This window comes from Shewanella sp. 1CM18E, assembly GCF_023161665.1.
Taxonomy (GTDB): domain Bacteria; phylum Pseudomonadota; class Gammaproteobacteria; order Enterobacterales; family Shewanellaceae; genus Shewanella.
In genome coordinates, this window is the sequence record NZ_JALNTW010000010.1 from 130,919 (window position 1) to 157,627 (window position 26,709).

The following is a 26,709-nucleotide window of genomic DNA, read 5'->3' on the forward strand; positions in this document are numbered from 1 at the left end:
ACCGCCTACTTCAGTAGCGGCCGTTATTATCAATTAGACTTTGCCTGAAGTACGTTTAATAGCATTGCGGAGTAAGGTAATGTTTAACGACTTATAAGCACCTCGACATTTTTGAAAGAAAAGGGTCCATGGAGGCGAGCTTAGCATCGATGCGATACACGGCTTATAAGTTCATTTAAACATAGCTGATTAACTCAAGTGATACGTGAGCTTTGCTAATAGTGCGGTACAAGCTTCTAAATCAGGGATGATTTAGTAGAGCCTATAGGGACATATTTACGGCGTCTTGTTAACGCACTCTAGGAAAGCTCCCCTTTAGGGAGTTCGTTTCATAAGGGCTAGCAAAGCCACCTTCTTCAGAAGGTGGGTCTTTTACTTAGTCGTACTTGTGCTTAAAGCACTTTCTGAGGCGTTAGTATGCGCTGTCGTGTACTGACTGCACTGCACGGCCTGACGGGTCGATGATCCCTTGTAAGCTCTCATCCCATGCTAATGCCTCTGGTGTTGAGCAGGCTACTGACTTACCACCTGGCACTGTTTCTGCTGCACTTGGTAGCGGGAACAATTCTTCAAAGAAGGTACGGTAAAAGTAAGCTTCTTTGGTTTCAGGTGTGTTGTATGGGAATCTAAATTTAGCATTTGCCAGTTTTAAATCGTCTACCTGTTCGGCTGCATGATCTTTTAGACCGTCAATCCAAGAATAACCTACACCATCGCTAAACTGCTCTTTTTGACGCCATGCCACTTCTTTTGGCAATTTATGCTCAAATGCTTCACGTAAAATGTGTTTTTCAATCTTACCGTTCTTCGACATTTTCGCTTCTGGGTTAGTGCGCATGGCTACATCCATAAACTCTTTGTCTAAAAATGGCACGCGTGCTTCCAGTCCCCAAGCCGCCATGGCTTTGTTGGCGCGTAGGCAGTCAAATAAATGCAGCTTATCTAACTTACGTACAAGTTCCTCATGGAATGCTTGTGCGTTTGGCGCTTTGTGGAAGTATAAGTAACCGCCAAATAGCTCATCGGCTCCTTCGCCCGACAACACCATTTTAATGCCCATAGCTTTGATTTTTCTCGCCATTAAGTACATAGGTGTTGCTGCACGAATGGTGGTGACATCGTATGTTTCTAAGTGATAAATCACATCTTTAATCGCATCAATACCATCTTGGAAGGTAAAGGTTATTTCATGATGAATTGTGCCAATTGCATCGGCTACTTTTTGGGCGGCAATTAGGTCCGGTGCGCCTTCAAGTCCCACCGCAAATGAATGCAGCTGCGGCCACCATGCATTGCTTTCACCATCATCTTCTATACGGCGTTTAGCAAATGTTTGCGTGATCGCTGAGATAACAGATGAGTCAAGGCCGCCTGACAAAAGCACGCCATAAGGTACATCAGACATTAATTGGCGTTTTACCGCAGCTTCTAATGCGTCACGCACATCTTCAGCACTTGCTGGGTTATCTTGCACTGCAGCAAACTCGCGCCAATCACGTTGATAGTAATGAGTGAGCTCACCTTGTTCACTTGAAAGGTAATGACCAGGAGTAAAGGTTTCAACGGTTTTACAAACTGGCATTAGTGCTTTCATTTCTGACGCGACATAGAAGTTGCCTTCTGCGTCACGACCAGTGTATAGCGGGATAATACCCATGTGATCTCGGCCAACTAAATAAGCATCTTTGGCTTTATCGTAAAGTACGAATGCGAAAATGCCGTTAAGCTTATCAAGAAACTCGGTGCCGTATTCTTGGTATAGCGCCAAAATGACTTCACAATCCGAGTTAGTTTGGTAGCTGTACTTTTCACCTAGCTCTGCTTTTAACTCTTTATGGTTGTAGATCTCACCGTTAACAGCTAATACGATTGAACCATCTTCGCTTAGCAGTGGCTGAGCACCGTGTTCAATATCAACAATAGCTAAGCGCTCGTGGGCTAATATCGCTTTATCACTGCTGTAAATACCTGACCAATCTGGGCCACGATGACGCAGCAGTTTAGACATTTCAAGAGCGACTTGACGCAGTGGCGTTGCATCTGACTGGATATCTAAAATTGCAAAAATTGAACACATAGGTCACTCCAAAATAATTCTGTTTTAATCTTTAATTGCCTATTACTGTGCCATTGAATATTTAACAATACAAATCGGTTTATGATGATTTATCTGTATTTTGGTTGTTTTACCAGTATTTTGTTTATCTAATTATTTTTTTAAATGATGATTAAATAATTTTTTAGCTGTTTTACTGGGGAATGTTTCGTGACGCTATCGAATAGGGCGGAATGACTGGATAATCTATAACGAGATGCGAATAATCACTTTTTTCAGTTTTTAGCTGAAAAAGCCTATTTTAAGAGATTAATCGGTGAGCTATTGCAAGTAATACGGCATAAAGTATGGACATTTACGCGTTATTGCAAAAGCTTGCGCGAGAGTAAGTTGGCAACGAAAATTGATAAATGGTTAACAGATAGGCTGAGTTAAAGGCTGAATTAAAGCCAAAAAAAAGCCGACAAGTGGGTAGCAAGCCGGCTAGTTGGAAACATGATAATGGCGTTTTATTGTGTCGCATCATCCTTAGCTGGACGCAATGCGTTAAATTCGGTGCCTTTATAATATCCAGGCCAATCGTTGTTATTACCAAGTGTAGCAGCTGCTTGATAAAAAATGGCGAGATCTTCTAGCGCGCCAGAAAGATCCCAGTCTTCACGATATTCATCACACACATTATGGTAGCAACCTTTCATTTTAATCTGCATTGCTGCTTTATATTGGGCTGTTGCTTCATCTACAGGATCACTGCCACCGCCAGCAAACACTGCGGGTACGCCTTTTTTGGCAAAGCTGAAATGATCTGAGCGGAAAAAGCCGCCAGCTTCGGGATACTTTTCACTTTTTGCTGTACGGTTTTGGCTTTTTAGCGCGTCAATAAGGTAGTTTTCAAGCTCAGATTTACCTTTACCAATAATGGTGTAGTCTAAGGTGCGGCCATAGACGTTAGTGCTATCAAGGTTAAACACCGCGACTGTTTTATCTAGCGGGTAAATTGGATCTGCCGCATAATAGCGTGAGCCAAGTAAACCTTGTTCCTCACCGGTTGTGGCGATAAAGGTGAGTGAGCGAGCAAGTGGCTTGCCCTTATTTGCTTGGTCGGCAAATTGGCGTGCAATTTCTAAAATGCCTGCGGTGCCAGAGGCGTTATCGAGTGCGCCATTATAAATTTGATCACCTTGTTTATTGGGGTCTATGCCAATGTGGTCCCAGTGCGCGGTAAATAGCAGTTGCTCATTAGGGCGGGTACTGCCAGGTAGAGTCGCGACAACATTATAGCTATTGCTATACTGGGCTTTATTTGCAAATGCAATTGACGCGTTTTGATTTAATGCAAGACTAATTGGGCTTGCGGCGGCGCGATCTACAACGGTTGATAAAGATAGACCTGCTTTAGTAAATAGCTGCTCAGCAGTGCTGTAAGTCATCCAACCTTCAACTTTAACACGCTTAGATTGTTGCTCTGTGTTGGCTAAATCTTGTTGAGCACCAGTCCAGCTGTTTTCAACAACAGACCAAGGGTAAGAAGCAGGCTTAGTATCGTGAATAATAATCGCGCCTAATGCACCTTGGCGACTTGCTTCTTCAAACTTGTAGCTCCAGCGGCCGTAATAAGTCATTGCTTTGCCGTTAAACTTACCTGAGTCGGGCAGAGCAAAGCCAGGATCGTTGACTAAGATCACCGCTATTTTCCCTGTCATATCTAGGTCTTGGTAATCGTTCCATTGATATTCTGGGGCATTAATGCCGTATCCAACAAACACTAACGGTGCATTATTAATATCAATATTGGCGATATCATGACGGCTGCTTAGCACTATGTCTTGACGATATTTAACGGCTAACTCACCTAGTTGGATCTGTTGTTGCTCTGATGGTGTGTAAGTCACCATAGGTACGGCTTGCAAATAGTCTTTACCGTTAGGCTTTTCGAGGCCCATTGCAGCAAACGCTTCACTTAAATAGGCGAGGGTGAGTTCTTCGCCTTTGGTGGTTGGCGCTCGGCCTTCAAATTCGTCAGAAGAGAGTATTTTGATGTCTTGTCGGAAGCGACTTTCGTCAAAATTAATATCTGTGGTGTCACTAATGTTGCTTGGGTGTTGGCTGCAAGCACTTAACATTGCTAATGCGCAAGCCGACAAAATTGTCCGCATATTAAGGTCCTATTATTGTTATTTTAGACTTTCTGCTTTTACTAAGTTCATGATGGAGGAAAATAACCCTCTATGGCAAGAGGGCTGGGGGATGAATATGTTACGTAATATTGCGTCTATTTAATATTTTGAAATTAAAGAGCAATATTTATCAAACAACGTCGATGTCACCTGCGCAATTAAAGATATGGTTCGGTCTAAAAGGCTCTTTTTCGATATCAGCTAATGAGCTAACACCACTAGTGACTAAAATCGTCTCTAAGCCAGATTGAAAACCAGCAAGTATGTCGGTTCGCATATTATCGCCAATGATCACCGTATTGTCTGAGTGGCCACCAATATGATTTAGCGCCGAGCGAATGATCCATGAACTTGGTTTACCCACATAAAATGGCTTTTTTCCACTAATGCGTTCAATCGGGGCGCATAATGCACCACAAGCAGGGCTATAAGCTGGGCCATGGCTATCGGGATTCGTTGCGATAAAGCGTGCCCCTTCACTAACAAACTTGGCTGCTTTATGGATCATGTCCCAATTATAGGAACGTGTTTCACCGACGATCACGAAGTCGGGGTTGATATCAGTGATGGTAAACCCTGCTTTATATAATTCGTGGGTTAATGCTCCTTCGCCAATCACAAAGGCTTTGGTGCCGTGTTGATGTTTAAGAAAATCAGCAGTCGCCATCGCTGAGGTGTAAAAGCACTCTTCGGGAATATTTATCCCGGCTGCGCCGAGGCGGTTTTGTAGATCCTTTCCGGTTTGTACTGGGTAGTTTGTGAGTACAACGAGAGGATTACCTTGCTCCAGCACGCGGTGAATAAATTTGTCGCTTCCAGGAATAAGCTGATTGTTATGCAGCAGGACACCATCGATATCGCAAATAATATTTTTCATTAGGCTCTCTTAGCTCACTTTAGCTGGTGGATTAGTCAATCTTTATCTAATGCTAAATAGAGCAGAAAAACAATGGCTATTAAGTTAAATATCGAACAGAAAGTGGTTGGTTTATCTGCTCTTTAAAGACAATACGGCTGAATTGTAGTCATGTGTATATTCGCATAGTAACATTTGTATTGACCTTAATTATTTTTCAGATATTGTGTCGTTAACTCCTTTATTAATAATAAGATACAGTCGTTAATAGAATGTTTTAGCTGCATTGTTAGCTGTGACTTTAGTAGCGTCTACGACTCAACTCTTACTTCTCAGTTAGCGATATTGTCATGGATAAGATAATTTCATTCATTTTTTTGCTTGTGATTTCAATTAACTGTCATGCTGCAAATACTGCTGAGTTTTCCCCTTTTGATACCATCCAAGACTTTCCTAATGGCGAGCAAATTATTCAGCTATTAGATGATAAAAATATTGTTGCGGCTCGTAAGCGAGAACGACTACATCAGCTTATTTCTCAACAACAAATAGAGACATCTGCTTTTTATAGTTTTGCTTATTATCGTATTTTGCACGATATCGAGTTATCTAATAGCTCTCCCCAATTAGCAGAGCAGGCTATAGTTGACCTGTTAGAAGCAGGCAAATATCACCAACAAGATTGGTTAATCGCAGAAGCGCAGATGTGGCTAGCAACTTTTGCTGCACGAGAAGGCCATTATAAGGATGGTCTAACCTTAGTAGAGGATTCGATTACATTATCGAAAAAGGCTAACTTTGTTCATTTAACTGCTCGTGGGTACAACACTAAGGCTGCTCTCTATTTCTTCCAAGATCAGTACTACTTCGCTTTAGAGTATTATCTAAAAGCTCTCGATATTTTTATGGCTCATCCTGAAGATCCATATGTCAGTAAAGTTTTATCAAATGTGTCGTTAATTTATCTCGAGATTGAAGAGTGGGATAAGGCTTGGGAGTCAAACGCTAATGCACTTTCTCATGTTGAACAGCATGGAGGCGACTATGAGCAAATTAGTGCGTTTAATAATAATGCTGCATTTATTTTAGAGCGGCTTGGTCGAGTTGACGAAAGTAAACCTTATCTTATTGCAGCACAAAAAAGCGCTGATAAGAGTGGTGAGCTACGGGTTCAATTCAATGTGATGACTGCTTGGTTACATTATTATTTATCTTCGGAGCAGTATCAAAACGCTACTGCTGAGGCTAGTGAGTGTATTACTCGTTCTTCGGAATTAGCGTATCGGGTTATTGAAGCTGATTGCAGCCGTATGTTGGCTAAAGCGCAAATAAAGCTTGATGAGATAGATACAGCTCTCGAAACATTAAATAAAACAAAACTGCTGTATGAACAAATAGGTACCCAAGCCTCTCATGCTGATATGTTTAATAACTACGCTTTGGCATATGAGGCATTAGGCGAGTTTAAAATAGCGCTTGAATATCAGCGTAAAGCAAATGAGGCGGAAAAAGCGCTGTTATTTGATAAGCGTGGCAAAATGCTACTTAATCTGAGCGAAACTTATAAAGAGAAATATCGCTTACAAGAGGTGGCGTTATTGACGGCTGAGAACGATGCTCATGAAGCACGTCTGGCGGAGCAGGATATAAGAGAGAAGTTTTTATGTTTCTTTATTCTTGTTGCAATCATCTCTATATCGCTATTGATCAAGAAGCGTTATTGGCTAGAAAATGACAATAAAAACTTGCAATCCTCGAATTTGGAGCTCTATAAGCAATCTAATATCGACACGTTAACGGGTTTGTATAATCGTCGTTATTTTCTCGATTTCCTAGCGCAGCAGTCAGCAGGTCAAAGTACACAAATGTGTTTAGCCATTATCGATGTCGATCATTTTAAAGCGGTAAATGATAACTATGGTCACGACATCGGTGATGAGGTGCTTGTACAAGTCGGCAGTATTATCCAGAAAAATATTCGTGAGCAGGATTTGTTAGTTCGTTGGGGCGGTGAAGAGTTCGTTCTTTCCTTAAGTTGGCCAACATCAGCTGCACCAGTCAGCTTAGCTGAGCTTCAAAATCGTTTTGAAAGAGTACGCCAAGCAATTGCAGATGCCCCTATTGTTGCTGGCAAACAGAGTTTAAACCTTACGGTTTCTATCGGCGTGGGTAAACGTCTCAATGCGTCGTTACTCAAAGATTGTTGGCAGGAAGTGTTAGAAGGTGCAGATAAAGCGCTTTACCGTGCCAAAGCCCAAGGCCGAGATAAAGTTGTGCTAGTAGAGCAAGTTGACCATGCCGGTAGAGCGAGTTGATTTTACGCTAGGTAATGGAGGTACTTACAGTTGATTATTCTTTGTGAAGCAGGCTTATTGCTTTTCAATAGTTAATTGTAATGTTTGTAAATATTTTGCTGTACGGTTGCGATCTATAAGTAAATGTAAATAATGTTCATTCTCATTTATTTATGGAAAGACAAGTGAAGTTAAGTACCGTAGGAGCCGCAGTATTGAGTGCTTTGGTCAGCACATCAGTTACAGCAGAACAAAAACAACAGGTCGCTAATCAATCAGATGATATTGAACATATCATTGTTACTGCCTCGCCATTTGCGCAAAAGTTAAGCGATACCCCTAATTCAGTTTTTATTGTGTCAGAAGAAGATTTAGATCTGCAGCGTGTGGTTGCACGTAATTTGTCTGAGATGATCTCCAATTTAGTGCCAGGCTTTTCACCTAGTACAGAAACTATGTCGACATTTGGTCAAAACTTTCGTGGTGGAAAAGCGATAGTGATGATTGATGGTGTACTGATTTCGACAACCTTACGAGCTGGTGGCCGTGATCTACAATCAATCTCCGTTGATGTGATTGAAAGTATCGAGGTGATTAAAGGTGCGAGTGCTATGTATGGCAATGGCGAAGCTGGCGCAATTATTAACGTGATCACCAAAAAGCCAAGTGTGAACTTTGAAATGCAAACTCGAGTGGGGGTTGAAGCATTTGCCGATGAGCTTTCGGACGCCGGTTATAGTATTTCGCAGAGCTTTTCTGGCACTACTGATTCAGATCTTGGTTACTTACTTAATTTGTCGGGTAAAGATCGCGGTAATCTTTATGATTCCAACGGAGAGCAATTACCCGGCGCACCGAATAATCAAGGCGGAATGGGGGATGCCGATGAATATGATGTGTTATTTAAGCTAGAGCAGCAGTTTGAATCAAGCCGCTTAGCTATGCTAGCTCATCATTATTATATCGAAAATAAGTTGCACTATAAGCGTACTGTCAATGAAGAAAACGGCCTAATTGAAATTGATAAGACTCAACCCTATGTTGGTCCCAATCCATCGACTAAATTAAGCACGGTACAGTTAACTTACGATCAAGATGACTTCTTCAGCCAACAATTAAGCCTGTCTGCCTATTACAGTAAAGTAAACGTGGGTTATGAATCCGCATCTGAGATTGTGTCTACCCGCAGTGGTTTTAAAGCAGCTATGCAATGGACGATTAATGATAGAAGCCGTTTAGCTTATGGCTTCGAATACGGTAAAGATAATACCGAACAAGGCCGAGATCGTGACGTGCTTACAGGTATCGATGCGGATGGTAATCCTATTACTCAGTCTCAATATATTTGTTCGGTATGTGATTTAACTGAAACTAAATTAAGCCCATTTGCACAATATTGGAATCAAGTAACCGATGAGTTAACTCTGCAATTAGGTTTACGTTATGAGAACTTTGAAATCGAAGTGCCAGACTATATGCGTTATAGCAGAGGTGTACTGAGTGCTAAACAAGGCGATACGCTTAAGTATGACAAACCTCTGGTGAACTTAGGTCTAGTTTATAATATTGCAGCAAGTACCGATATTTTTGCCAGTTACTCCCAAGGTTATTCTCACGCCGATATGCGTATGCTACGTGACATGCCAGTGGATAGTGTTGCTGAGTTTGCCGATGATATTCCAGCGACTCAAACTAACTATTATGAGATGGGCCTTCGTTACAGTGATGATAGTCTACAAGGTAGCTTATCTTTCTTCTATTCAGACATTAAAGATGGTTATGCCTACGATTATAATGTCGACTCACAGGCGGATAAGCGTGTTGCCGCTGTGATTGTTGCGGATGAAGAGATCTGGGGATTTGAAGCAACACTGGATTACCAAATTAACCAGGAGATTAAATTTGGTACTAGTGTGTCTATGTCTGAAGGTAAGCGCACCAATAGTGAAACGGGTGATAATTATTGGATGAATGGTACGCGGATCACTCCGATTAAAGCGTCAATATATGGCGATTATCGCTTTAATGACATGGCTTCATTGCGCCTACAGGCAAATTATGTGGGTGACAGAGACAAGCACGAACGTGAAAGTGATGCCGGTTATAGCTTTTATGAGTCACCTTATGACGGTTATACGCTAGTTGATCTGGTATCGACTTTTGACACGGATTTTGGTCGATTCACCTTTGGTATTGATAATCTATTGAATGAAGATTATCAGCCATTAGTTTCTCAGATGAATAAAGAAGTTATTTGGGAAACCTATCGTAGCCAGTTCTCAGGTTATGGTCGCCGTTTGGCGCTGGAATATAGTATAAATTACTAATGGCTTAACACTGAGTACTAGTTAATGCAAAAAGCCCCGAGTGAAATTTAACACTTGGGGTTTTTTACTTAAAAATAAATAGGATAGAGAGCTGAGTCTTATTTTAAAGCTGACGGCCATAAAAAAGGGCACCCTAAGGTACCCTTTAACATTACGCTGACTAATCAGCTGCATAGCCATTAGCTGGTAAACGCTGACCATCTAATTGAGCTGCGCCATCTTGCATAGTTAAGCGGTTTTGGCTGAACCATTTAACCACTAGCGGATAAATAGCATGTTCTTGTTCATGTACTCGTTCCGCCAAGGTATCAGCAGTATCGTCTTCATAAACAGGCACTTTTGCTTGTAAAATAACCGGGCCGGCATCAAGTTCTGGCGTAACAAAGTGAACACTTGCACCATGCTCAGTATCTTTAGCATCGATTGCGCGTTGGTGTGTGTGTAGGCCTGTATATTTAGGCAAGAGAGAAGGATGGATGTTTACCATCTTACCTTCAAAACGCTCAACAAACTCATCGCTAAGAATCCGCATAAAGCCTGCTAAAACCACAAGGTCTGGCTGATATTTTTCAATCGCGCTTAATAGTCTTGCGTCATACTCTTGTCTTGTTTCGCCGATATGAGCTATCACGCAGCTGGTATCAATCTCATTTTGGTGAGCACGGATCAAACCGTAGGCGTCAGGCTTATTACTTATTACGCCAACAACTTCGGCTTGAAGGTTATCATCGCAACCGTCGATAATGGCTTGTAGATTACTGCCGTTACCTGAAATTAATACTAAAACGCGACAACTCTGGGGCATTACAGGATCTCCACTTGCTCTTCTTCGCCGTTACGCTTGGCAATGTTACCAATTAACCATGCGTTTTCGCCTTCTGCATTTAGCAATGTTAAGGCTGAATCGACTTTGTTTGCTGGTAAAGCGACAACCATACCAACACCGCAGTTGAAGGTGCGGTACATTTCAAATTGTGAAATGTTGCCGTTTTCCATCAACCAGTTAAATACGACAGGCCATTGCCATGAGTCGCTGTTAACCACTGCTTTGCAATCTTCAGGTAGGACGCGTGGGATGTTTTCCCAGAATCCACCACCCGTGATATGCGACATTGCGTGAACATCATGCTGTTCAAGTAACTTAAGCAGAGATTTTACGTAAATCTTTGTAGGTTCTAGTAAATGATCGATCAATGGCTTACCAGCAAGTTCTTGCTCAGGGTCTGCCTTGCTCACTTCTAATACCTTACGGATAAGTGAGAAACCATTTGAATGAGGACCGCTTGAAGCTAATGCGATAAGTGCATCACCGTCTTGCACTTTAGTGCCGTCGATGATGTCTTCTTTCTCTACAACACCAACACAGAAACCTGCTAGGTCGTAGTCTTCGCCTTCGTACATGCCTGGCATTTCAGCAGTTTCACCGCCAATTAATGCACAGCCTGATTGCACACAGCCTTCAGCAATGCCTTTTACTACTGCAGTAGCAACTTCAACATCAAGTTTGCCTGTCGCATAGTAGTCAAGGAAAAACAGTGGCTCTGCACCTGCAACGATTAAATCGTTTGAACACATTGCAACTAAATCAACACCAACGTTATCGTGCTTTTTATAGTCGATAGCAAGGCGTAACTTAGTGCCAACACCATCAGTGCCTGAAACCAGTACTGGATGCTTATACTTAGTTGGTAGCTCACAAAGTGCACCAAAACCACCTAGATTGCCCATAACTTCTGGACGACGGGTACGTTTTACTGCTGACTTGATGTTGTTAACTAGTGCATTTCCGGCATCAATATCAACGCCTGCATCTTTATAGCTTAGTGGGGTAGTAGGAGTGCTCACGGAGATCCTCTCGGGTACGGGTAGAGATTATTATTGGATTTTATGCGGCGCTATTCTATCAGCTTGTGACTAGCGTCGAAAGCTAAGTTTTTCAATAAACTTAGCGACAGAGGTCACGATTTGCCGCCTTTTTGAAACTTTAAGTTTTCCTATATGAACAAATCTACTAGAATCGTTAAAATTTACCGTGAAAAATACGTTAGAAAATCAGGAGAACAAGATGAAAGTCGTTGAAGTTAAGCACCCTTTAGTCCGTCATAAAATTGGATTAATGCGCGAAGGTGATATTAGCACAAAGCGTTTTCGCGAATTAGCGGCAGAAGTAGGCAGTCTACTAACATATGAAGCAACGGCTGATTTTGAAACTGAAAAAGTAACGATTGATGGTTGGAATGGTCCGGTTGAAATCGATCAGATCAAAGGTAAAAAGGTAACTGTAGTGCCTATCTTACGTGCAGGTCTTGGCATGATGGATGGCGTGCTTGAGCACGTACCAAGTGCGCGTATCTCAGTTGTAGGTATTTACCGCGATGAAGAAACACTTGAGCCAGTATCTTACTTTGAAAAGCTAGCTAGCGACATGCCATCACGTATCGCACTTATTGTCGATCCTATGCTTGCTACTGGCGGCTCAATGATTGCGACTATCGACCTATTAAAAAAGCGTGGCTGTACAGCGATTAAAGCGCTTGTATTAGTTGCCGCGCCAGAAGGTATTGCTGCGCTTGAGAAAGCACACCCAGATATCGAACTTTTCACTGCATCAATTGATGATTGCTTAAACGAGCAAGGTTACATTCTGCCTGGTCTTGGTGATGCGGGTGATAAGATTTTTGGTACTAAATAAGTATTGAACTTGGTAAAGATGAAGTGGGTTTGAACCTAAGCTAACTAAATCATTTAACAATAAAAAGGAGCCTAATGGCTCCTTTTTTGTTGCAATTTTTCTAAGCAATATCGCTTATATACTAAAGTACCATGGCTGCTATCCAACCAAACACTAGTAATGGAATGTTGTAGTGGATGAAGGTTGGAATAACGCTGTCTTTCATATGATCGTGTTGGCCATCGGCATTAAGACCTGCAGTTGGGCCTAAGGTCGACTCCGATGCTGGTGAACCTGCATCTCCTAGCGCAGCAGCTGTGCCTACTAGCGCAATCGTCGCTTCTACTGAGAAACCAAAGCTCATAGATAAAGGTACATAGATTGCAGCAATAATTGGAATGGTCGAAAACGATGAACCAATACCCATAGTAATTAACAAACCGACTAGAAGCATCAAAAATGCAGCCAAGGCTTTATTATCGCCAATTGCTGTATTCATTATCTCTACTAAGCTGCCTACATCACCAGTGCCTTTAATCACAGCGGCAAAACCTGCGGCAGAAATCATGATAAAGCCAATGTTGGCCATCATGCGCACGCCTTGGTTAAAGATATCTTGATCGGCAACATGCTTAAGTGCACCGGAAAAACTAAATACGATAAAGCCGATAAGCGCACCGAAAATCATTGAGCCGGTATAAAGCTGCACCACTAAGGTTGCGACGACGGCGATGGCTGCAATAATGATATTGCGCTTATTAACGCCTTCTTCCGGCTCAGCAGCTAGGATCTGTTCTTCTTGGTACTCACGAGGCTTGCGATAGCTAATAAAAATAGCCACCAATAAACCAAACACCATGCCAAGGGCTGGAATGACCATTGAAGGGGCAACTTGTGCCTTTACAGCTTGTAGGTCGTTGCTATTTAAATTGGTTAGCAGGATGTCGTATAGGAAGATGCCACCAAAGCCTACAGGTAATACCATGTAGGTTGTTACCAGACCAAATGTCAGTACACAAGCAACTAAACGACGGTCCATTTTTAATTTAGACATTACATGCAGTAATGGTGGAATTAAAATCGGAATAAAGGCGATATGGATCGGTAGTATATTTTGAGATGAGATAGCCATCGCAAGGATGGTTAATAATAATACCCAACGTACACGATTGTTGTTGGTACTATTTTGCTCTTTGCCTAACAAGCTAATCACTTTATTAGAAATTACCGTAGTAAGACCAGAATGCGATAGCGCGACGGCAAAAGCGCCGAGCAGAGCATAGCTTAAGGCTATTTGTGCACCGCCACCAAGACCTGTATTAAAAGCAGCTACGGTTTGATGTAGGTCCATTCCTCCCACAAGGCCAGCAACTAGTGCGGAGATAGTTAGCGCAATAACAATATTAACTCTAGCTAAGCTGAGGCCTAACATTAGGCATACAGCGATGACAACAGCATTCATAATGTGATTAATCTATTTCTTATATTTGAAGTTGTGTCCATTTTTGCCCGTTAATAGCTGCGATGTCCAGCATCTATGCTGTATATCTTGAATTCAAACAGAGTTGTGAATTAGCTGTAGCTTAATATGCAAACAAACTGTGAATAGTTACAATAAAAATAGGGTTAAGCTGTCGGGATTGTGGCCAGTTAACAGAATAATCATTTAAAAAAGTGATATTGCTCTCAAATAGCTTGTGTAGAGTTTAACACTGCCTATAATGCCTTTTAGATTTAAACGAAACAGCGTTTTTAGCAATCCATAGATGGAGAAATAAAATGAGCGTATTAGTCGGCCGTCCGGCCCCTGATTTTACTGCTGCTGCAGTACTAGGTAATGGTGAAATTGTTGATACCTTTAACCTATCTGAAGCAATTAAAGGAAAGACTGCCGTAGTATTCTTCTACCCACTTGATTTCACTTTTGTGTGCCCATCAGAGCTGATTGCTTTTGATCACCGCATGGATGAGTTCAAGAAGCGTGGCGTTGAAGTTATCGGTGTTTCAATCGATTCTCAGTTCACTCACAACGCATGGCGTAACACACCAGTAGACAAGGGTGGTATTGGCCAAGTTCAATACACGCTAGTTGCTGACGTTAAGCATGAGATCTGTAAAGCATATGATGTTGAGCATCCAGAAGCAGGTGTTGCATTCCGTGGTTCATTCCTTATCGACAAAGAAGGTCAAGTTCGCCACCAAGTGGTAAACGATCTTCCACTTGGTCGTAACGTTGACGAAATGATCCGTATGGTTGATGCACTTCAATTCCATGAAGATCACGGTGACGTTTGCCCAGCGGGTTGGGAAAAAGGTGACAAAGGTATGGACGCAAGCCCAGAAGGTGTTGCTTCTTACCTAACTGACAATGCAGACGCACTATAATTTATTAAATTGTAGTCACTGTTAGCATAATAAAAGCTGCGTCTATCGCAGCTTTTTTGTATGGAAAAATAGCCTAGTAATAAAAATTAGCGCTAAAAAGCAGAACTGGATTTCTGCAGGACTAATACATTAAGGACATTGTATGAACCCCATGGAGTTTAATATTCCAGCCGACGACAAACATTCGTTTGCCGAATATTTCCAACAACACATAGAGCCTAAATGGCGCAGCTATGAAGCCAAACGTATTCCTATTGTTGCTAAATACCAAGATCGCAGAAAAATTAGTCAGCCAATCTCTTATATTGCCATGTTTGCTGGGCTGTTTGGTTTTGTTGGTATTTTTTATGCTTTAGCTATTGCTAATGATGACGCCTTTTTTCTTGTAGGTGGTTTGCTGTTGTTTGTTGTGGCTATGATTGTAGGTGTTGGCGTTAATTTTTGGGCAGGTAGTGAAACATTTAAGTTTCGTGACGGCGTGATTAAAGTGATTCATCCGCTTGTGCTGCGTTATTTTGGTGAGAGCTTTATGCTTAATCCTAAAAATCTACCAGAGATTAAAGCGTACCAGCGATATGGTATTTTACCCAAATACGATAGAGGTTACTTTCAAGATAGTGTTAAAGGTGAATATAAAGGCGTGGCTTTTCTGGTTCGCGAACTTAATTTATCTGTAGCTAATGGCACTGAAGATAATAAAACGAAATATAAAACAATTTTCGACGGTATTGTTATTGAGTTTGATACCTTTAAAAAATTTAATGGTGAAACTCAGGTGAGGCTAGACAAGGGCACTTTAGGCAATAAATACCAGGCTTTTAAACAGGATTTATCTCGGGTGAAACTTGAGGATGTAAACTTTGAGCGTCAATTTGAGGTGTATAGCAGTGATCAAGTTGAAGCCAGGTATTTGTTAACTCCAACGACCATGGCGCGCTTTCAGTCATTATCCAACTTCTATGGTTCGCAGCTAGAAGCCTGTTTTAAAGGTGGTAAACTGTTTATGAAAATAGCCACTAAACATAATTATTTTGAATCTAAGTTAGATATTCTTAAGCCGTTGGACTTTAGTCATGATATTGAGCAGCTTTTTAGAGAGCTTAACCAGATCTTTGCCTTAATCGATGCGTTAAAACTTGATGATAAGACCGGGCTGTAAAGTGGTTACGCACAGAACGGTGGTTTGCATTCAGTATTGAATCGACTCAATACTGAGTCAACATCGTAAACAAAAAGACGAAGATAGATTATCTTCGTCTTTTTGTTTGTTAAAGAGTAATTTTTTGACAGTGAGCTTTAATTGGCTGACGCTAAAATCAACTTACTTAAAGTCATTAACTCAATTCATCTGTAGCAGATGCTGCCTCTGATGTTGCTTCTGAAGCTGCAGTATCGACTTCATTGAGGTTTTCATTGGTTTCATCAGCAATAAATGGCCAGCCGCCAAGCGCTTTCCAGCGGTTTACAATCAAGCAAAACAGTTCAGCTGTGCGTTCAGTATCATAAAGAGCTGAGTGCGCTTCACGGTTATCAAATGGGATCCCTGCCATAGCACAAGCTTTGGCTAAAACCGTTTGCCCAATAGCTAAGCCGGCAAGTGCTGCGGTATCGAATGTAGCAAATGGGTGAAATGGCGTACGTTTAAGGTTGTTGCGCTCAATTGCTTGAGTTACAAAGCCATGATCAAATGCAGCATTGTGGGCAACGATTATACTGCGATGACATCCAACGGCTTTTTGGGCTTTTTTAACTTCTTTAAATATTTCTAAGAATGCTTCTTTTTCACTTACCGCACCACGCAGTGGGTTAGTTGGATCTATGCCTGTGAAAGCTAATGCTTCAGGTTCGAGGTTCGCACCTTCGAAAGGCTCGATATGGAAATGCAATGTCTTATCGAGACTGAGCACACCTTCTTCATCCATCTTTAGCATAGTGACAGCAATTTCTAATAGAGCGTCAGTTTTTGAGTTAAAACCCGCGGTTTCAACATCAATGACCACTGGGAAATACCCTCTAAAGCGGTTTTTCATTAAGTTAGGGTCGAAAGTGTCAGTCATTAAAATTTCCCAAAAATGTGCAAGTGACTATTATGCGGCAACTGATAATCACTGTCATGTTCGTTTGCTTGATTTATAGGCTAAAGAAAAATAATTCTTTGCCGATAAACAAGAGTGATATGAATTTAGAGAGTTAATTTATGCGGCTTTGGGTAATTTTAGCATCATTTTTGATCCTCCCTTTTTCTGCTAATGCAGATTTGAGGCAATATGTGGCTTCTTTGGAGGAGTCGCAGTGGCGTTTGAGTGGCAACAATCCTGTGATGTGCCGCTTAGAGCATGATATCCCATCTTATGGTAAAGCTGTATTTACTAGCCGAGCAGGCAAAGACCATAACTTGAACTTTAGTTTGGACATGTGGGTGAAACCTGATCAAGTCACTCAAGCTAAATTAATTAGTATGGCACCAGCATGGCGCCCGGGTGTGGTATCTAAAGATATTACTGAGTTAACCTATCAAAAGTATTTTAGTGGTGAAGTGCCTCGTAACGCAGCTTGGTCAATGTTGGCCGAATTAGAAAGCGGTATGCAGCCTACTTTTTATTATGCTGACTGGTATAACGAAGCAAATAAAGTAGCTGTAGGTTTGTCGGCGGTTAACTTTAGACGCCAATACTCAGAATTTAAAGCCTGTTTATCGTCGTTATTGCCGTACTCTTTTGAGGATATCGCGCTTACAGTGCTCACCTATGAGTCAGGTGGTACAGAGTTAACACGCTATTCTAAATCGCAAATAGCGCGAGTGCAGGAGTATTTAGCTTACGATAAGAACGTGGACTTAGTTTTGATCGATGCTTACACAGATAGTTATGGTGGTCGCAGTGCTAACATGCGAGTGTCAGAGCAACGAGCGGATTCTGTGAAAGAGCTTTTTGTTGCAAGTGGCATTGGTCAAAATCGAATTCATACAATGGGGCATGGCGAGAAAAGGCATGTTGCGTCGAATCAGACTATTGAAGAACGATCTAGAAACCGCCGTGTGGTAATTAGAATTAGTAAGCCACTCTAGTAATTCAATACGATAAATAGCCTAGCGATAATGCTGGGCTTTTTTGTGGGCGTTATTTAATTCTAGGATTTGAAACGTCAATTACTTATTAAGGTTAACTATAAATTTTGGCGGTGATAGGGCAAAAAAAAGCCCGCTCACATGGTGAGCGGGCCGCAAAATAAATCATTGCAATCAACAAATTGAAGGAAGGAAGTCAAGCATAAGAACCAGGGATATAACTTCCGTGGAAAACCACCAAAGTTTTAAAAGTTCTTGTTTCCATATCTGCTAGGCAGACACTTCCTGAAAACGAGACGAATTATAGAGTTGAGCGACTGGTCTGACAAACTAGAATTATTAGAGCTTGCCATTAGTTTTGCTAATGGTTGGGCTTGAGGGGTTTGATGGTAAAAACAGCGTAAAGCTAGGTTATTGTGGCGTTTGTCACATTTAAATCGGTATTTAGCATGATATTTTATTTATCTATGTTACTAACTTATTAACAGTTACTTAGTTTAGTGATTAAAAATAATCATTAAACAAATCTTTGCGATGAGATTTTTTAGTTTGTATAGTGCGCTTGCAGATAAGCGTTAAGTTAGTAAGGGTAACAATAAGATTATCTAATTAGCGAAGCTTGGCGACAACAACAGAACTCTTACGGTAAAAGAGTCAGTTAATCAGGGATAAATTATGCGAATTAAATCGATACTCACTAAAAAGCATTTATTAGCGGTGGGATTAGGTCTTGCGATTGTAGGTTGTCAGTCACAACCTAGCGTAGACAGCGGCGAAAGTGTTATTAACGAAAATAATGGTGGGGTAGTAGAGACTATTCACGGAGTGCAAGTATCCGACCCGTATCGTTACCTTGAAGTTGAGTCAGACAGAACCAAAAAGTGGGTCAGTGAACAACAAAAGGCCGGTAATGCTTATTTAGCGAATATTGAGAACAAACAGGTAATTGTTGACCGTATTACTGAATTATGGAATTTCGAAAAAATTTCAGCGCCTTTTGAAAAAGGCACAAATACCTTTTATTACCGTAATAATGGCTTGCAGGCACAATCTGTTCTTTATGTGAAAAATGCGCAAGGCCAAGAAAAGGTAGCACTTGATCCTAATAGCTTTTCTGATGATGGTACCGTCGCTTTATCTGGTGTGTCGGTAAGTGATGACGGTAAGACGTTAGCTTACGGTGTATCAAAATCAGGCTCTGATTGGCAGGCTTGGCATTTTGTAGATGTTGCTAGCGGAAAGAAATTAGCTGACGAGTTAGATTGGATTAAATTCTCAAGTGCAGTGTGGAATAGTGATAATAGCGGTGTTTATTACGCACGTTATGATGCGCCAGAAGGCGGCAATGCACTGGCTGATGTGAACTTTAATCAGAAAGTCTACTTCCATAAAATTGGCACCCCGCAAAGTGCTGATACCTTAGTCTATGAGCGCCCGCAAAATAAAGATTGGGGCTTTGGCATTGAAGTATCAGAAAAAGGTGACTACCTGCTGCTGTATATTTCTCAAGGTACCGACAGCCGTAACCGCTTCTTTTATAAGTCGCTTAATGATCCAAAAGCTGAAGTTGTAGAGCTTATTCCTGATCTAGAAGCTGAATATAGCTTTATTGGCAACGACGATTCAGTTTTCTATTTCAAAACCGATTACAACGCACCTAATGGCAAAGTCATTGCCATTGATGTGAATAACAGTGGCAAACAGAACTGGCAGACGATTATTCCTGAACTGAGTGATCCTATTAGTAATGTCGCCATTGTGAACGATCATCTAGTGGTGAGTTACTTGCATGATGTATTGGGGAAACTCACCATTTACAGCATGAATGGTGATAAACGCCAAGATGTGACGCTTCCTGGTAAAGGTAAGATTGCTGGTCCATATGGCAAACGCAGTAAAGATTATTTCTATTATGTATTTAATAGTTACATCCAGCCGCAAACAACTTACAAGTTCGACTTTAAAACCGGTGAGTCAAGCGTTTACTCAAAACCAGATATCTCATTTGATCCAAATGATTACGCTTCAGAGCAAGTATTTTATACCAGTAAAGACGGTACAAAAGTACCTATGCTGATCTCTTATAAAAAGGGGATGAAAAAGGATGGTCAAAACCCAACACTGCTTTATGCCTATGGTGGTTTTGCTATTTCTATGACGCCGCGTTTTAGTCCTGCAAATATTGCGTGGATGGATATGGGCGGCGTTTACGCAGTACCTAACCTTCGTGGCGGTGCAGAGTACGGTGATAGCTGGCATAAAGCGGGTATGTTCGATAAAAAGCAGAACGTATTTGATGATTACTATGCTGCAGCCGAGTACTTAATTGATGAAAATTATACAAACTCTTCAAAGTTAGGTGCATATGGCCGCAGTAATGGCGGTCTATTAATGGGAGCGGCAATTACCCAGCGTCCTGAGCTTTTTGCCGCAGTTTTGCCAGCTGTTGGCGTGCTTGATATGTTGCGTTTCCAAAAGTTCACAATCGGTTGGGCGTGGACAAGTGAATATGGTAGTGCAGATAACGCAGATCAGTTCCCAGCGTTATATGCTTATTCGCCATACCACAACCTTGAAGAAAGAGCTTATCCGGCAACGATGGTGATGACTGCCGATCATGATGATCGCGTTGTACCGCTACATAGTTTTAAGTTTGGTGCATTGATGCAAGATAAGCAGCAAGGTGACGCTCCTGTTATTATGCGTATCGAATCAAAAGCGGGTCACGGTGCGGGTAAGCCTACATCAATGAAGATCGATGAGTTTGCCGATATTTACAGCTTCCTTTGGCATAACTTTGGCTTAACTGTGCCTGCTAAAATTAACTAGCAACTACGATTAGTCAATATAAGTTAGTGTATTGAAAAGGAAGCTTCGGCTTCCTTTTTGTTTTAATGAAAGCGAATTGAGTCAATATGTAAAATGTTCAATTCGATACGGCTCAAACTTCTGGTAAGAACCTTCTAGCAACGATCTAATAGCACCGCTTGATAAACATCCTTTCTTTAATTTGCTTTATAAACTCGGTTGCGACCTAGTTGCTATGGATGATTGATGGCGTATTTATCATAGGAGAGTTAGTTATGATATGGTGCCGCGTATCAGCTAAAGCTAGTTGGGTTGTTAATGAGTGAAATGCAATTCAATCAACCTTTGACCGCCTCAGCTCTCAGATTGGGCGCAAATGCAACAATCATTTAAGATGATTAACAAAATTTTATGAAGAAGCGCATTGCATATCACATATCACGATTCACAATTGCATAGTGGCTAGGTATAGTAGGCCTCTATTTTATCTTATCGATTGGCGATTATTGTTTATGTTTCGTTGGCCTATTTCGGTTTATTATGAAGATACAGATGCAGGTGGCGTTGTCTATCACTCAAACTATCTAAACTTTTTTGAGCGGGCTCGTACTGAATGGTTACGCGCTTTAGGTGTAAGCCAAACAGCGTTGCTAGCAGAAGACACTGCATTTGTAGTTAAAGGTGCAAAATTAGATTTTTGTAAAGCTGCACGCTTTGAACAGAACCTTATTGTAGAAACCAAGGTCATACAACTTAAGAAAGCGTCAATGGTGTTTGAGCAACGCCTTATCGACGAACAAGGTGTGGTGTATTGCGAAGCAGAAATTTTAGTTGCTTGTATCGCATTATCCCGCATGAGACCCAAAGCCATTCCCCAAAATATTGCGCAGGAGTTTAAAGGTGGAAGCTGATATTTCTTTTATTGGATTATTTTTACAAGCAAGTCTTTTAGTTAAATTTGTAATGTTAACTTTGCTTGGCTTATCAATTGTTTCTTGGGCTGTGATTTTACAACGTCGAAAATTACTGACTGCTGCAAAAACAGATGCGCTAAAGTTTGAAGACAAGTTTTGGTCGGGCGTTGATTTAAATAAGCTGTACCAAGAGTTATCAGCAAGACAAGACAGTAATACTGGCCTTGAAGCATTATTTGTCAGCGGCTTTAAAGAATACGCTCGTTTGAACAAATTAAATGGTCGTGTACCTGAAGCTGTAATGGATGGTAGCTACCGTGCTATGCGCGTGTCTTTATCTCGTGAGCTAGAAAAGCTAGAGACTCATTTACCTTTACTCGCCACCATTGGCTCAACAAGTCCTTATATCGGCTTGTTTGGTACAGTGTGGGGGATCATGAACTCATTTATTGCTCTAGGCGCCGTTGAAAACGCAACGCTTGCAATGGTCGCTCCAGGTATTGCTGAAGCATTGATCGCAACAGCTATGGGTCTGTTTGCTGCTATTCCAGCTGTAATTGCTTATAACCGTTTTTCTACTCAAGTTGAAAAGATTGAAATGTCTTACGCCAACTTTATGGAAGAGTTTTCAAGTATTTTGCACCGTCAAGCATATAGCGAGAAGGAACAGGCATAATGCATCAAGGCTACCAAAGGAAGCGCCGTCGTCCGGTTGCCGAAATTAACGTGGTGCCCTATATCGATGTGATGTTGGTACTGTTAATTATTTTTATGGTGACTGCACCGATAGTGGCCCAAGGGGTAAAAGTGGATTTACCACAAGGTGAAGCTGAAGCATTGCCGGCAGACAGTAAACCACCTGTGGTTGCATCGATTGACGCTATGGGTGATTACTACCTTGATGTTGGCAGCTCGAGCGCCAAGGAAGCGTTAGAGCTAGAAGACGTTGCAGTCAGAGTTGGTGCAATTATTCAGTTAGAGCCTGAGCGCCCAGTTGTAGTTAAAGCAGACCGTTCGATTCCTTACGAGAGAGTGATTCAGTTAATGGTGAGCTTGCAAGGTGCTGGCGTTCCCTCAGTTGGCTTAATGACTGATTCGCCGGAGGATAAGTAATTGGCGGCTAAATCAGACTTAACCTTTCCGGTTACCATTTCAGCTGGTATTCATATTGGCGTGATAGTTATTCTTGCTTTAGGTGTGGATTTTTCTGATAAGCCAAAACCTCAGCCTCAAGCCAGTGCTCCAGCTGTGCAAGCTGTAGTCGTTGACCAGCAAAAGGTCGCTCAACACGTTGAAAAGCTTAAGGCTGAAAAGCGTGAAGCTGAGCGAAAAGAAAAAGCACGTCAAGATGAAGCGGATAGGCGCGTTCGTGAAGCGCGAAAAGAGCGTGAACGAGAGCAAGCGCAGATCAAGCGACTTGAGCAAGAGCGTAAGCAAAAAGAGATTGAAACGAAAAATGCAGCAGATGCGGCTAAAGCTGCTCAGTTGAAGCAGAAGCAGGAAAGAGAAAAGGCTGCCAAAGCAGAAGCAGAGCGCAAGCAAAAAGAAGCTGAACGTAAAGCGTCTGAAGAAGCTGCTCGTAAAGCGGCTGAAAAACGTAAAGCTGAAGAAGCTGCAGCTAAAAAGGCAGAAGATGAGCGTAAACGAAAAGCTGAGGCTGAACGTAAACGTAAAGCCGAAGAACAAGCAAGGCGTGAGCAAGAGCAAATGATGCAAGATGCATTAGCTGCTGAGCAAGCGGCGCTATCACAAACTCGTAATAAGCAGGTAATGAGCGAAGTTCAACGTTATACCTCGATGATCCGTGCAACGATTCAGCGTAATTTGGTTGTCGATGAGTCAATGCGGGGCAAGAGTTGTCGGGTATTTATTCGTCTTGCAAATGATGGTTTTGTAACGGCAAGTCAAACCCTTGATGGTGACGGCGTTGTATGTCGCGCAACCAAGGCTGCGATTAATAAAGCCGGTAGGTTGCCAGTTTCGAATGAGCCTGATGTTTATAACAAGCTAAAAGAAATTAATTTAACAGTTCAACCTGAGTTTGATTAAAGGAACCGTATGAAAATTTTTGGTAAATGGTTGCTAGCAAGTCTGCTTATTTGCAGCATGCCAGTAAAGGCTGCATTAGATATTGTGATTACTGAAGGGGTTGACGCGGCAAGACCTATTGCTGTTATTCCGTTTGTTTGGCAAGGAACGGGTCCTATGCCATCGCAGATCTCTGATGTGGTAATGTCGGATTTAGCGCGCAGCGGTACGTTTAGTCCTGCAGATGAGTTGAGCTTACCGCAACGTAATATTAGTACGGTTGCGCAATTTAATGCGGCTGACTGGATGGCGCAACCAGCTGAAGCGGTTGTTATGGGCTCGATTAAGCCATACCCAGGTGATAAGTATCTTGTGAGTTTTGAGCTGATTGATTTGGTTAAAGCACAACTTCAATCAGATTCAGCGTCAAAGCAAGATCTTGTTATTGATAGCCGTGAAACCATTATTACAGCGGCGCAGTTCCGTCAATATGGCCACCGTATTAGTGATGTTGTGTACGAGAAGCTTACCGGGATCCGCGGCGCTTTCTTAACTCGCATCGCTTATGTTGTGGTTAATCATGGCGAAAAGTCACCTTATAAGTTAATGATTGCAGATTATGATGGTTACAACGAGCAGATGTTACTTCGTTCGCCAGAGCCACTAATGTCACCTTCTTGGTCGCCAGATGGCCAACGTTTGGCATACGTTAGCTTTGAAAATCGTAAAGCAGAAGTCTATGTGCAAAACATCTATACTCAGCAACGAACTAAAGTAACTAGCTTTGATGGTATTAACGGTGCACCAGTATTTTCTCCGGATGGTAAAAAGTTAGCACTAACATTGTCAAAAGACGGTCAGCCGGAAGTGTACGTTGTTGATATTGCAACCAAGGCCATTAAGCGTGTAACGAATCATTACGCGATTGATACTGAGCCGTCTTGGTTCCCTGATGGTAAATCACTGTTGATCACCTCTGAGCGTGGCGGTCGTCCGCAGCTATATCGTGTTTATTTAGATTCAGGTAAGATTTCACGCTTAACCTTTGAAGGTGAGTGGAATCTTGGTGGTTCTATTGCACCTGATGGACGCAGCATTATTTTTGTTAATCGTACTAACGGTAAATTTAATATTGCCCGTATGGATTTAGAAACTCGCTTTATGCAAGTGCTAACCAGTACGCGATTAGACGAATCACCAAGCGTGGCACCTAATGGCACCATGGTTATTTACGGAACTACCTACCAAGGCAAGCAAGTGTTAGCTGCGGTTTCTATGGATGGACGTTTTAAAGCAAGACTGCCAGTCGGGCAGGGTGAAGTTAAATCACCGTCTTGGTCACCATTTCTCTAACTATAAAGATTAAGGATTTTAAAATGGATCTGAATAAGCTATTTAAAGCGATGTTAGTCGTACTTCCAATTATGGCTATCAGCGCATGTAGCTCGACTTCTGAGTCAGAAACAGATGCAACGAGTTCAACTGAGTCATCTTCATCAAGTGAATATGCAAACAACGGCGTAGAAACTGGTGGTGTAGCACCTGTGCTGACTCCTGAAGAGCAACAACGCCTTAAGTATCAAGAGTTGAGAAAAGAACACATTATCTATTTCGATTTTGACCGTAGCTCTGTATCTCAGCAATTTGCTGAAGTATTGAATGCTCATGGTGACTATTTAGTTGAACATCCAAACGTGCGTGTAATGATTGAAGGTCATGCCGATGAGCGTGGTACACCTGAATATAACATCGCACTAGGTGAGCGCCGTGCAAAAGCAGTTGCTAAATATTTACAAGGTATGGGTGTACAACCTAGCCAAATGAGTATTGTTAGCTACGGTGAAGAGAAGCCAATGGATTTCTCTCGCAATGACGAAGGTTTTGCTAAAAACCGTCGTGCTGTACTTGTTTACTAATTTTTAGGTAAAGGTTTACCTTATGAAACATGCCGTTTTGTCTGCGGCAATAATCCTTGTAGCAGGTTCTGCTTATGCAGCACCTGCTCCTGTTGAGGATATTGCTGGTGGCTCTACTGATGATAGAGTTGCTCGTCTTGAACGAGTTATAAAAGCTAAACAACAAAGTGAGTTTCAAATGCAGCAGCGTTTGGAAACTCTTCAGCAAGAAGTATTAGATCTTCGCGGTTTGAGTGAGCAGCAGTCTTATCAAATTGATCAGATGCTACAAAGACAGCGTCAGTTATATGAAGATATTGCTAATCTTTCAACTAAGGCTGCTGCGCCAGTCGTAGTAGACCAAACAACCGCATCTTCAACTGCAACATCTTCTAGCTTAGGTGAAACTGCAAGTTATGAGCAGGCTGTTAATTTAGTATTGAAAGACAAGAAGTATGAAGAAGCGATCCCTGCTTTTGCTCAGTTTATTCAAAACTACCCAAATTCAAGCTACGCTCCGAATGCAAATTATTGGTTAGGACAGCTACTTTATAATAAAAGTGAATTTGTTGGCGCAACGAAGGCTTTTACTACTGTCGTCGAAAAATATAAAGATTCAAGCAAGCGTGGCGAAAGTTTAGTCAAGCTTGGCATGATCGCGGAAAAAACCGGTGATAAGGCGAAAGCAAAGGCTTATTACCAAAAAGTTAGCCAGGAATATGCTAACAGTGCGGCAGCACGAATTGCATTGCAGCAACTTTCATCACTTTGATGTTGTTTTATTCGTAAAACAATCTCTTAGATTGTTTTTCAGGCAAACAAAGAAAAATGGGAAAATTGCGCTTGCATGGGAAACTGAAAAAGGTATTATAGGCGCCCTCAGAGCGACACAGTCGTTTGAGGGCAACTTAACCTCCTAATTAGATATTCTAATCAGCGAGTAAAAGAAGTCGGTAATACCAGATGGGTCGTTAGCTCAGTCGGTAGAGCAGTTGGCTTTTAACCAATTGGTCGAAGGTTCGAATCCTTCACGACCCACCACTTTTCTGCCAGTGGCTAAAGAAGTAGAAGCAATACTAGATGGGTCGTTAGCTCAGTCGGTAGAGCAGTTGGCTTTTAACCAATTGGTCGAAGGTTCGAATCCTTCACGACCCACCACTTTTCTGCCAGTGGTTAAAGAAGTAGAAGCAATACTAGATGGGTCGTTAGCTCAGTCGGTAGAGCAGTTGGC

21 protein-coding genes and 2 tRNA genes are annotated in these 26,709 nt (G+C 41.8%); 16 read left to right on the plus strand and 7 right to left on the minus strand.

Features of this window, described 5'->3' with window-relative positions:
• Nucleotides 1-412: 412 nt before the first annotated feature.
• The 3 genes from asnB to MSG37_RS14235 form a co-directional block, all read right to left on the minus strand.
• A complete protein-coding gene (gene asnB, locus MSG37_RS14225; protein ID WP_248471317.1) occupies nucleotides 413-2,077 on the minus strand; it encodes an asparagine synthase B in 1,665 nt (554 codons plus the stop codon).
• A 488-nt stretch (nucleotides 2,078-2,565) separates the two neighbouring features.
• A complete protein-coding gene (locus MSG37_RS14230) occupies nucleotides 2,566-4,212 on the minus strand; it encodes a M28 family metallopeptidase (RefSeq protein WP_248471318.1) in 1,647 nt (548 codons plus the stop codon).
• Nucleotides 4,213-4,363: 151 nt separating this feature from the next.
• On the minus strand, nucleotides 4,364-5,110 hold the full coding sequence (locus MSG37_RS14235) for an HAD-IIA family hydrolase (protein ID WP_248471319.1): 747 nt from the start codon (nucleotides 5,108-5,110) through the stop codon (nucleotides 4,364-4,366).
• A gap of 329 nt (nucleotides 5,111-5,439) precedes the next feature.
• Between MSG37_RS14235 and MSG37_RS14240 the strand changes: the two genes are divergently transcribed.
• Complete coding sequence (locus MSG37_RS14240; RefSeq protein ID WP_248471320.1) at nucleotides 5,440-7,404, plus strand: GGDEF domain-containing protein; 1,965 nt, start codon at nucleotides 5,440-5,442, stop codon at nucleotides 7,402-7,404.
• Nucleotides 7,405-7,568: 164 nt separating this feature from the next.
• Entirely contained in the window at nucleotides 7,569-9,710 is a 2,142-nt protein-coding gene (locus MSG37_RS14245; protein WP_248471321.1) for a TonB-dependent receptor, read from the plus strand.
• Between the two features lie 160 nt (nucleotides 9,711-9,870).
• Here the strand turns inward: MSG37_RS14245 and purN are convergent, their stop codons facing one another.
• Both purN and purM read right to left on the minus strand, forming a co-directional pair.
• The gene (gene purN, locus MSG37_RS14250; protein WP_248471322.1) at nucleotides 9,871-10,515 is read right to left on the minus strand and encodes a phosphoribosylglycinamide formyltransferase; all 645 of its coding nucleotides are present in this window, start codon (nucleotides 10,513-10,515) and stop codon (nucleotides 9,871-9,873) included.
• The gene (gene purM, locus MSG37_RS14255; protein ID WP_248471323.1) at nucleotides 10,515-11,555 is read right to left on the minus strand and encodes a phosphoribosylformylglycinamidine cyclo-ligase; all 1,041 of its coding nucleotides are present in this window, start codon (nucleotides 11,553-11,555) and stop codon (nucleotides 10,515-10,517) included. The genes purN and purM overlap by 1 nt, the downstream gene beginning before the upstream one ends.
• Before the next feature lie 220 nt (nucleotides 11,556-11,775).
• On the opposite strand from purM, the gene upp reads away from it, so the two are divergent.
• A complete protein-coding gene (gene upp, locus MSG37_RS14260; RefSeq protein WP_248471324.1) occupies nucleotides 11,776-12,402 on the plus strand; it encodes a uracil phosphoribosyltransferase in 627 nt (208 codons plus the stop codon).
• Between the two features lie 121 nt (nucleotides 12,403-12,523).
• On the opposite strand, the gene MSG37_RS14265 is transcribed toward upp, so the two are convergent.
• Nucleotides 12,524-13,843, minus strand: a complete 1,320-nt coding sequence (locus MSG37_RS14265; protein WP_248471325.1) for a Na+/H+ antiporter family protein — start codon at nucleotides 13,841-13,843, stop codon at nucleotides 12,524-12,526.
• Nucleotides 13,844-14,160: 317 nt separating this feature from the next.
• On the opposite strand from MSG37_RS14265, the gene MSG37_RS14270 reads away from it, so the two are divergent.
• Nucleotides 14,161-14,766: a peroxiredoxin C gene (locus tag MSG37_RS14270; protein ID WP_220782372.1), complete on the plus strand. Its 606-nt coding sequence runs from the start codon at nucleotides 14,161-14,163 to the stop codon at nucleotides 14,764-14,766.
• A gap of 142 nt (nucleotides 14,767-14,908) precedes the next feature.
• Complete coding sequence (locus MSG37_RS14275) at nucleotides 14,909-15,925, plus strand: DUF3137 domain-containing protein (protein ID WP_248471326.1); 1,017 nt, start codon at nucleotides 14,909-14,911, stop codon at nucleotides 15,923-15,925.
• Between the two features lie 175 nt (nucleotides 15,926-16,100).
• Here the strand turns inward: MSG37_RS14275 and rnt are convergent, their stop codons facing one another.
• Complete coding sequence (gene rnt, locus MSG37_RS14280) at nucleotides 16,101-16,823, minus strand: ribonuclease T (RefSeq protein WP_248471327.1); 723 nt, start codon at nucleotides 16,821-16,823, stop codon at nucleotides 16,101-16,103.
• 140 nt (nucleotides 16,824-16,963) lie between these two features.
• Here rnt and MSG37_RS14285 point away from each other — a divergent pair, with 140 nt between their 5' ends.
• The 11 genes from MSG37_RS14285 to MSG37_RS14335 all read left to right on the plus strand — a co-directional run bounded on the left by MSG37_RS14285 (nucleotide 16,964) and on the right by MSG37_RS14335 (nucleotide 26,636).
• Nucleotides 16,964-17,833: an OmpA family protein gene (locus tag MSG37_RS14285; protein ID WP_248471328.1), complete on the plus strand. Its 870-nt coding sequence runs from the start codon at nucleotides 16,964-16,966 to the stop codon at nucleotides 17,831-17,833.
• A 675-nt stretch (nucleotides 17,834-18,508) separates the two neighbouring features.
• Nucleotides 18,509-20,662, plus strand: coding sequence for a prolyl oligopeptidase family serine peptidase (locus MSG37_RS14290; RefSeq protein ID WP_248471329.1), 2,154 nt, complete (start codon nucleotides 18,509-18,511; stop codon nucleotides 20,660-20,662).
• 491 nt (nucleotides 20,663-21,153) lie between these two features.
• Nucleotides 21,154-21,552: a tol-pal system-associated acyl-CoA thioesterase gene (ybgC, locus tag MSG37_RS14295; RefSeq protein WP_248471330.1), complete on the plus strand. Its 399-nt coding sequence runs from the start codon at nucleotides 21,154-21,156 to the stop codon at nucleotides 21,550-21,552.
• The gene (gene tolQ, locus MSG37_RS14300; protein ID WP_248471331.1) at nucleotides 21,542-22,231 is read left to right on the plus strand and encodes a protein TolQ; all 690 of its coding nucleotides are present in this window, start codon (nucleotides 21,542-21,544) and stop codon (nucleotides 22,229-22,231) included. Before ybgC ends, tolQ begins: the two co-directional genes overlap by 11 nt.
• Complete coding sequence (gene tolR / locus MSG37_RS14305) at nucleotides 22,231-22,668, plus strand: protein TolR (protein ID WP_248471332.1); 438 nt, start codon at nucleotides 22,231-22,233, stop codon at nucleotides 22,666-22,668. The genes tolQ and tolR overlap by 1 nt, the downstream gene beginning before the upstream one ends.
• The gene (gene tolA / locus MSG37_RS14310) at nucleotides 22,669-23,604 is read left to right on the plus strand and encodes a cell envelope integrity protein TolA (protein WP_248471333.1); all 936 of its coding nucleotides are present in this window, start codon (nucleotides 22,669-22,671) and stop codon (nucleotides 23,602-23,604) included.
• Between the two features lie 9 nt (nucleotides 23,605-23,613).
• On the plus strand, nucleotides 23,614-24,936 hold the full coding sequence (tolB, locus tag MSG37_RS14315; protein ID WP_248471334.1) for a Tol-Pal system beta propeller repeat protein TolB: 1,323 nt from the start codon (nucleotides 23,614-23,616) through the stop codon (nucleotides 24,934-24,936).
• A gap of 23 nt (nucleotides 24,937-24,959) precedes the next feature.
• On the plus strand, nucleotides 24,960-25,499 hold the full coding sequence (gene pal, locus MSG37_RS14320; protein ID WP_248471335.1) for a peptidoglycan-associated lipoprotein Pal: 540 nt from the start codon (nucleotides 24,960-24,962) through the stop codon (nucleotides 25,497-25,499).
• Nucleotides 25,500-25,521: 22 nt separating this feature from the next.
• Entirely contained in the window at nucleotides 25,522-26,250 is a 729-nt protein-coding gene (gene ybgF / locus MSG37_RS14325; RefSeq protein ID WP_248471336.1) for a tol-pal system protein YbgF, read from the plus strand.
• Between the two features lie 193 nt (nucleotides 26,251-26,443).
• A tRNA-Lys gene (locus MSG37_RS14330) sits at nucleotides 26,444-26,519 on the plus strand.
• Between the two features lie 41 nt (nucleotides 26,520-26,560).
• Nucleotides 26,561-26,636: transfer RNA gene (locus MSG37_RS14335), tRNA-Lys, on the plus strand.
• Nucleotides 26,637-26,709 lie beyond the last annotated feature (73 nt).

Excerpts from the sequence above, each read along its gene's own strand:
- MSG37_RS14290 (WP_248471329.1), top strand. The coding sequence starts at position 18,509 with ATGCGAATTAAATCGATACTCACTAAAAAGCATTTATTAGCGGTGGGA.
- ybgF (WP_248471336.1), top strand. The coding sequence starts at position 25,522 with ATGAAACATGCCGTTTTGTCTGCGGCAATAATCCTTGTAGCAGGTTCT.
- MSG37_RS14265 (WP_248471325.1), bottom strand. The coding sequence starts at position 13,843 with ATGAATGCTGTTGTCATCGCTGTATGCCTAATGTTAGGCCTCAGCTTA.
- MSG37_RS14285 (WP_248471328.1), top strand. The coding sequence starts at position 16,964 with ATGCGGCTTTGGGTAATTTTAGCATCATTTTTGATCCTCCCTTTTTCT.
- MSG37_RS14240 (WP_248471320.1), top strand. The coding sequence starts at position 5,440 with ATGGATAAGATAATTTCATTCATTTTTTTGCTTGTGATTTCAATTAAC.
- upp (WP_248471324.1), top strand. The coding sequence starts at position 11,776 with ATGAAAGTCGTTGAAGTTAAGCACCCTTTAGTCCGTCATAAAATTGGA.
- pal (WP_248471335.1), top strand. The coding sequence starts at position 24,960 with ATGGATCTGAATAAGCTATTTAAAGCGATGTTAGTCGTACTTCCAATT.
- tolB (WP_248471334.1), top strand. The coding sequence starts at position 23,614 with ATGAAAATTTTTGGTAAATGGTTGCTAGCAAGTCTGCTTATTTGCAGC.
- MSG37_RS14270 (WP_220782372.1), top strand. The coding sequence starts at position 14,161 with ATGAGCGTATTAGTCGGCCGTCCGGCCCCTGATTTTACTGCTGCTGCA.
- MSG37_RS14230 (WP_248471318.1), bottom strand. The coding sequence starts at position 4,212 with ATGCGGACAATTTTGTCGGCTTGCGCATTAGCAATGTTAAGTGCTTGC.
- MSG37_RS14235 (WP_248471319.1), bottom strand. The coding sequence starts at position 5,110 with ATGAAAAATATTATTTGCGATATCGATGGTGTCCTGCTGCATAACAAT.
- MSG37_RS14275 (WP_248471326.1), top strand. The coding sequence starts at position 14,909 with ATGAACCCCATGGAGTTTAATATTCCAGCCGACGACAAACATTCGTTT.
- ybgC (WP_248471330.1), top strand. The coding sequence starts at position 21,154 with ATGTTTCGTTGGCCTATTTCGGTTTATTATGAAGATACAGATGCAGGT.
- tolR (WP_248471332.1), top strand. The coding sequence starts at position 22,231 with ATGCATCAAGGCTACCAAAGGAAGCGCCGTCGTCCGGTTGCCGAAATT.
- purN (WP_248471322.1), bottom strand. The coding sequence starts at position 10,515 with ATGCCCCAGAGTTGTCGCGTTTTAGTATTAATTTCAGGTAACGGCAGT.
- asnB (WP_248471317.1), bottom strand. The coding sequence starts at position 2,077 with ATGTGTTCAATTTTTGCAATTTTAGATATCCAGTCAGATGCAACGCCA.
- rnt (WP_248471327.1), bottom strand. The coding sequence starts at position 16,823 with ATGACTGACACTTTCGACCCTAACTTAATGAAAAACCGCTTTAGAGGG.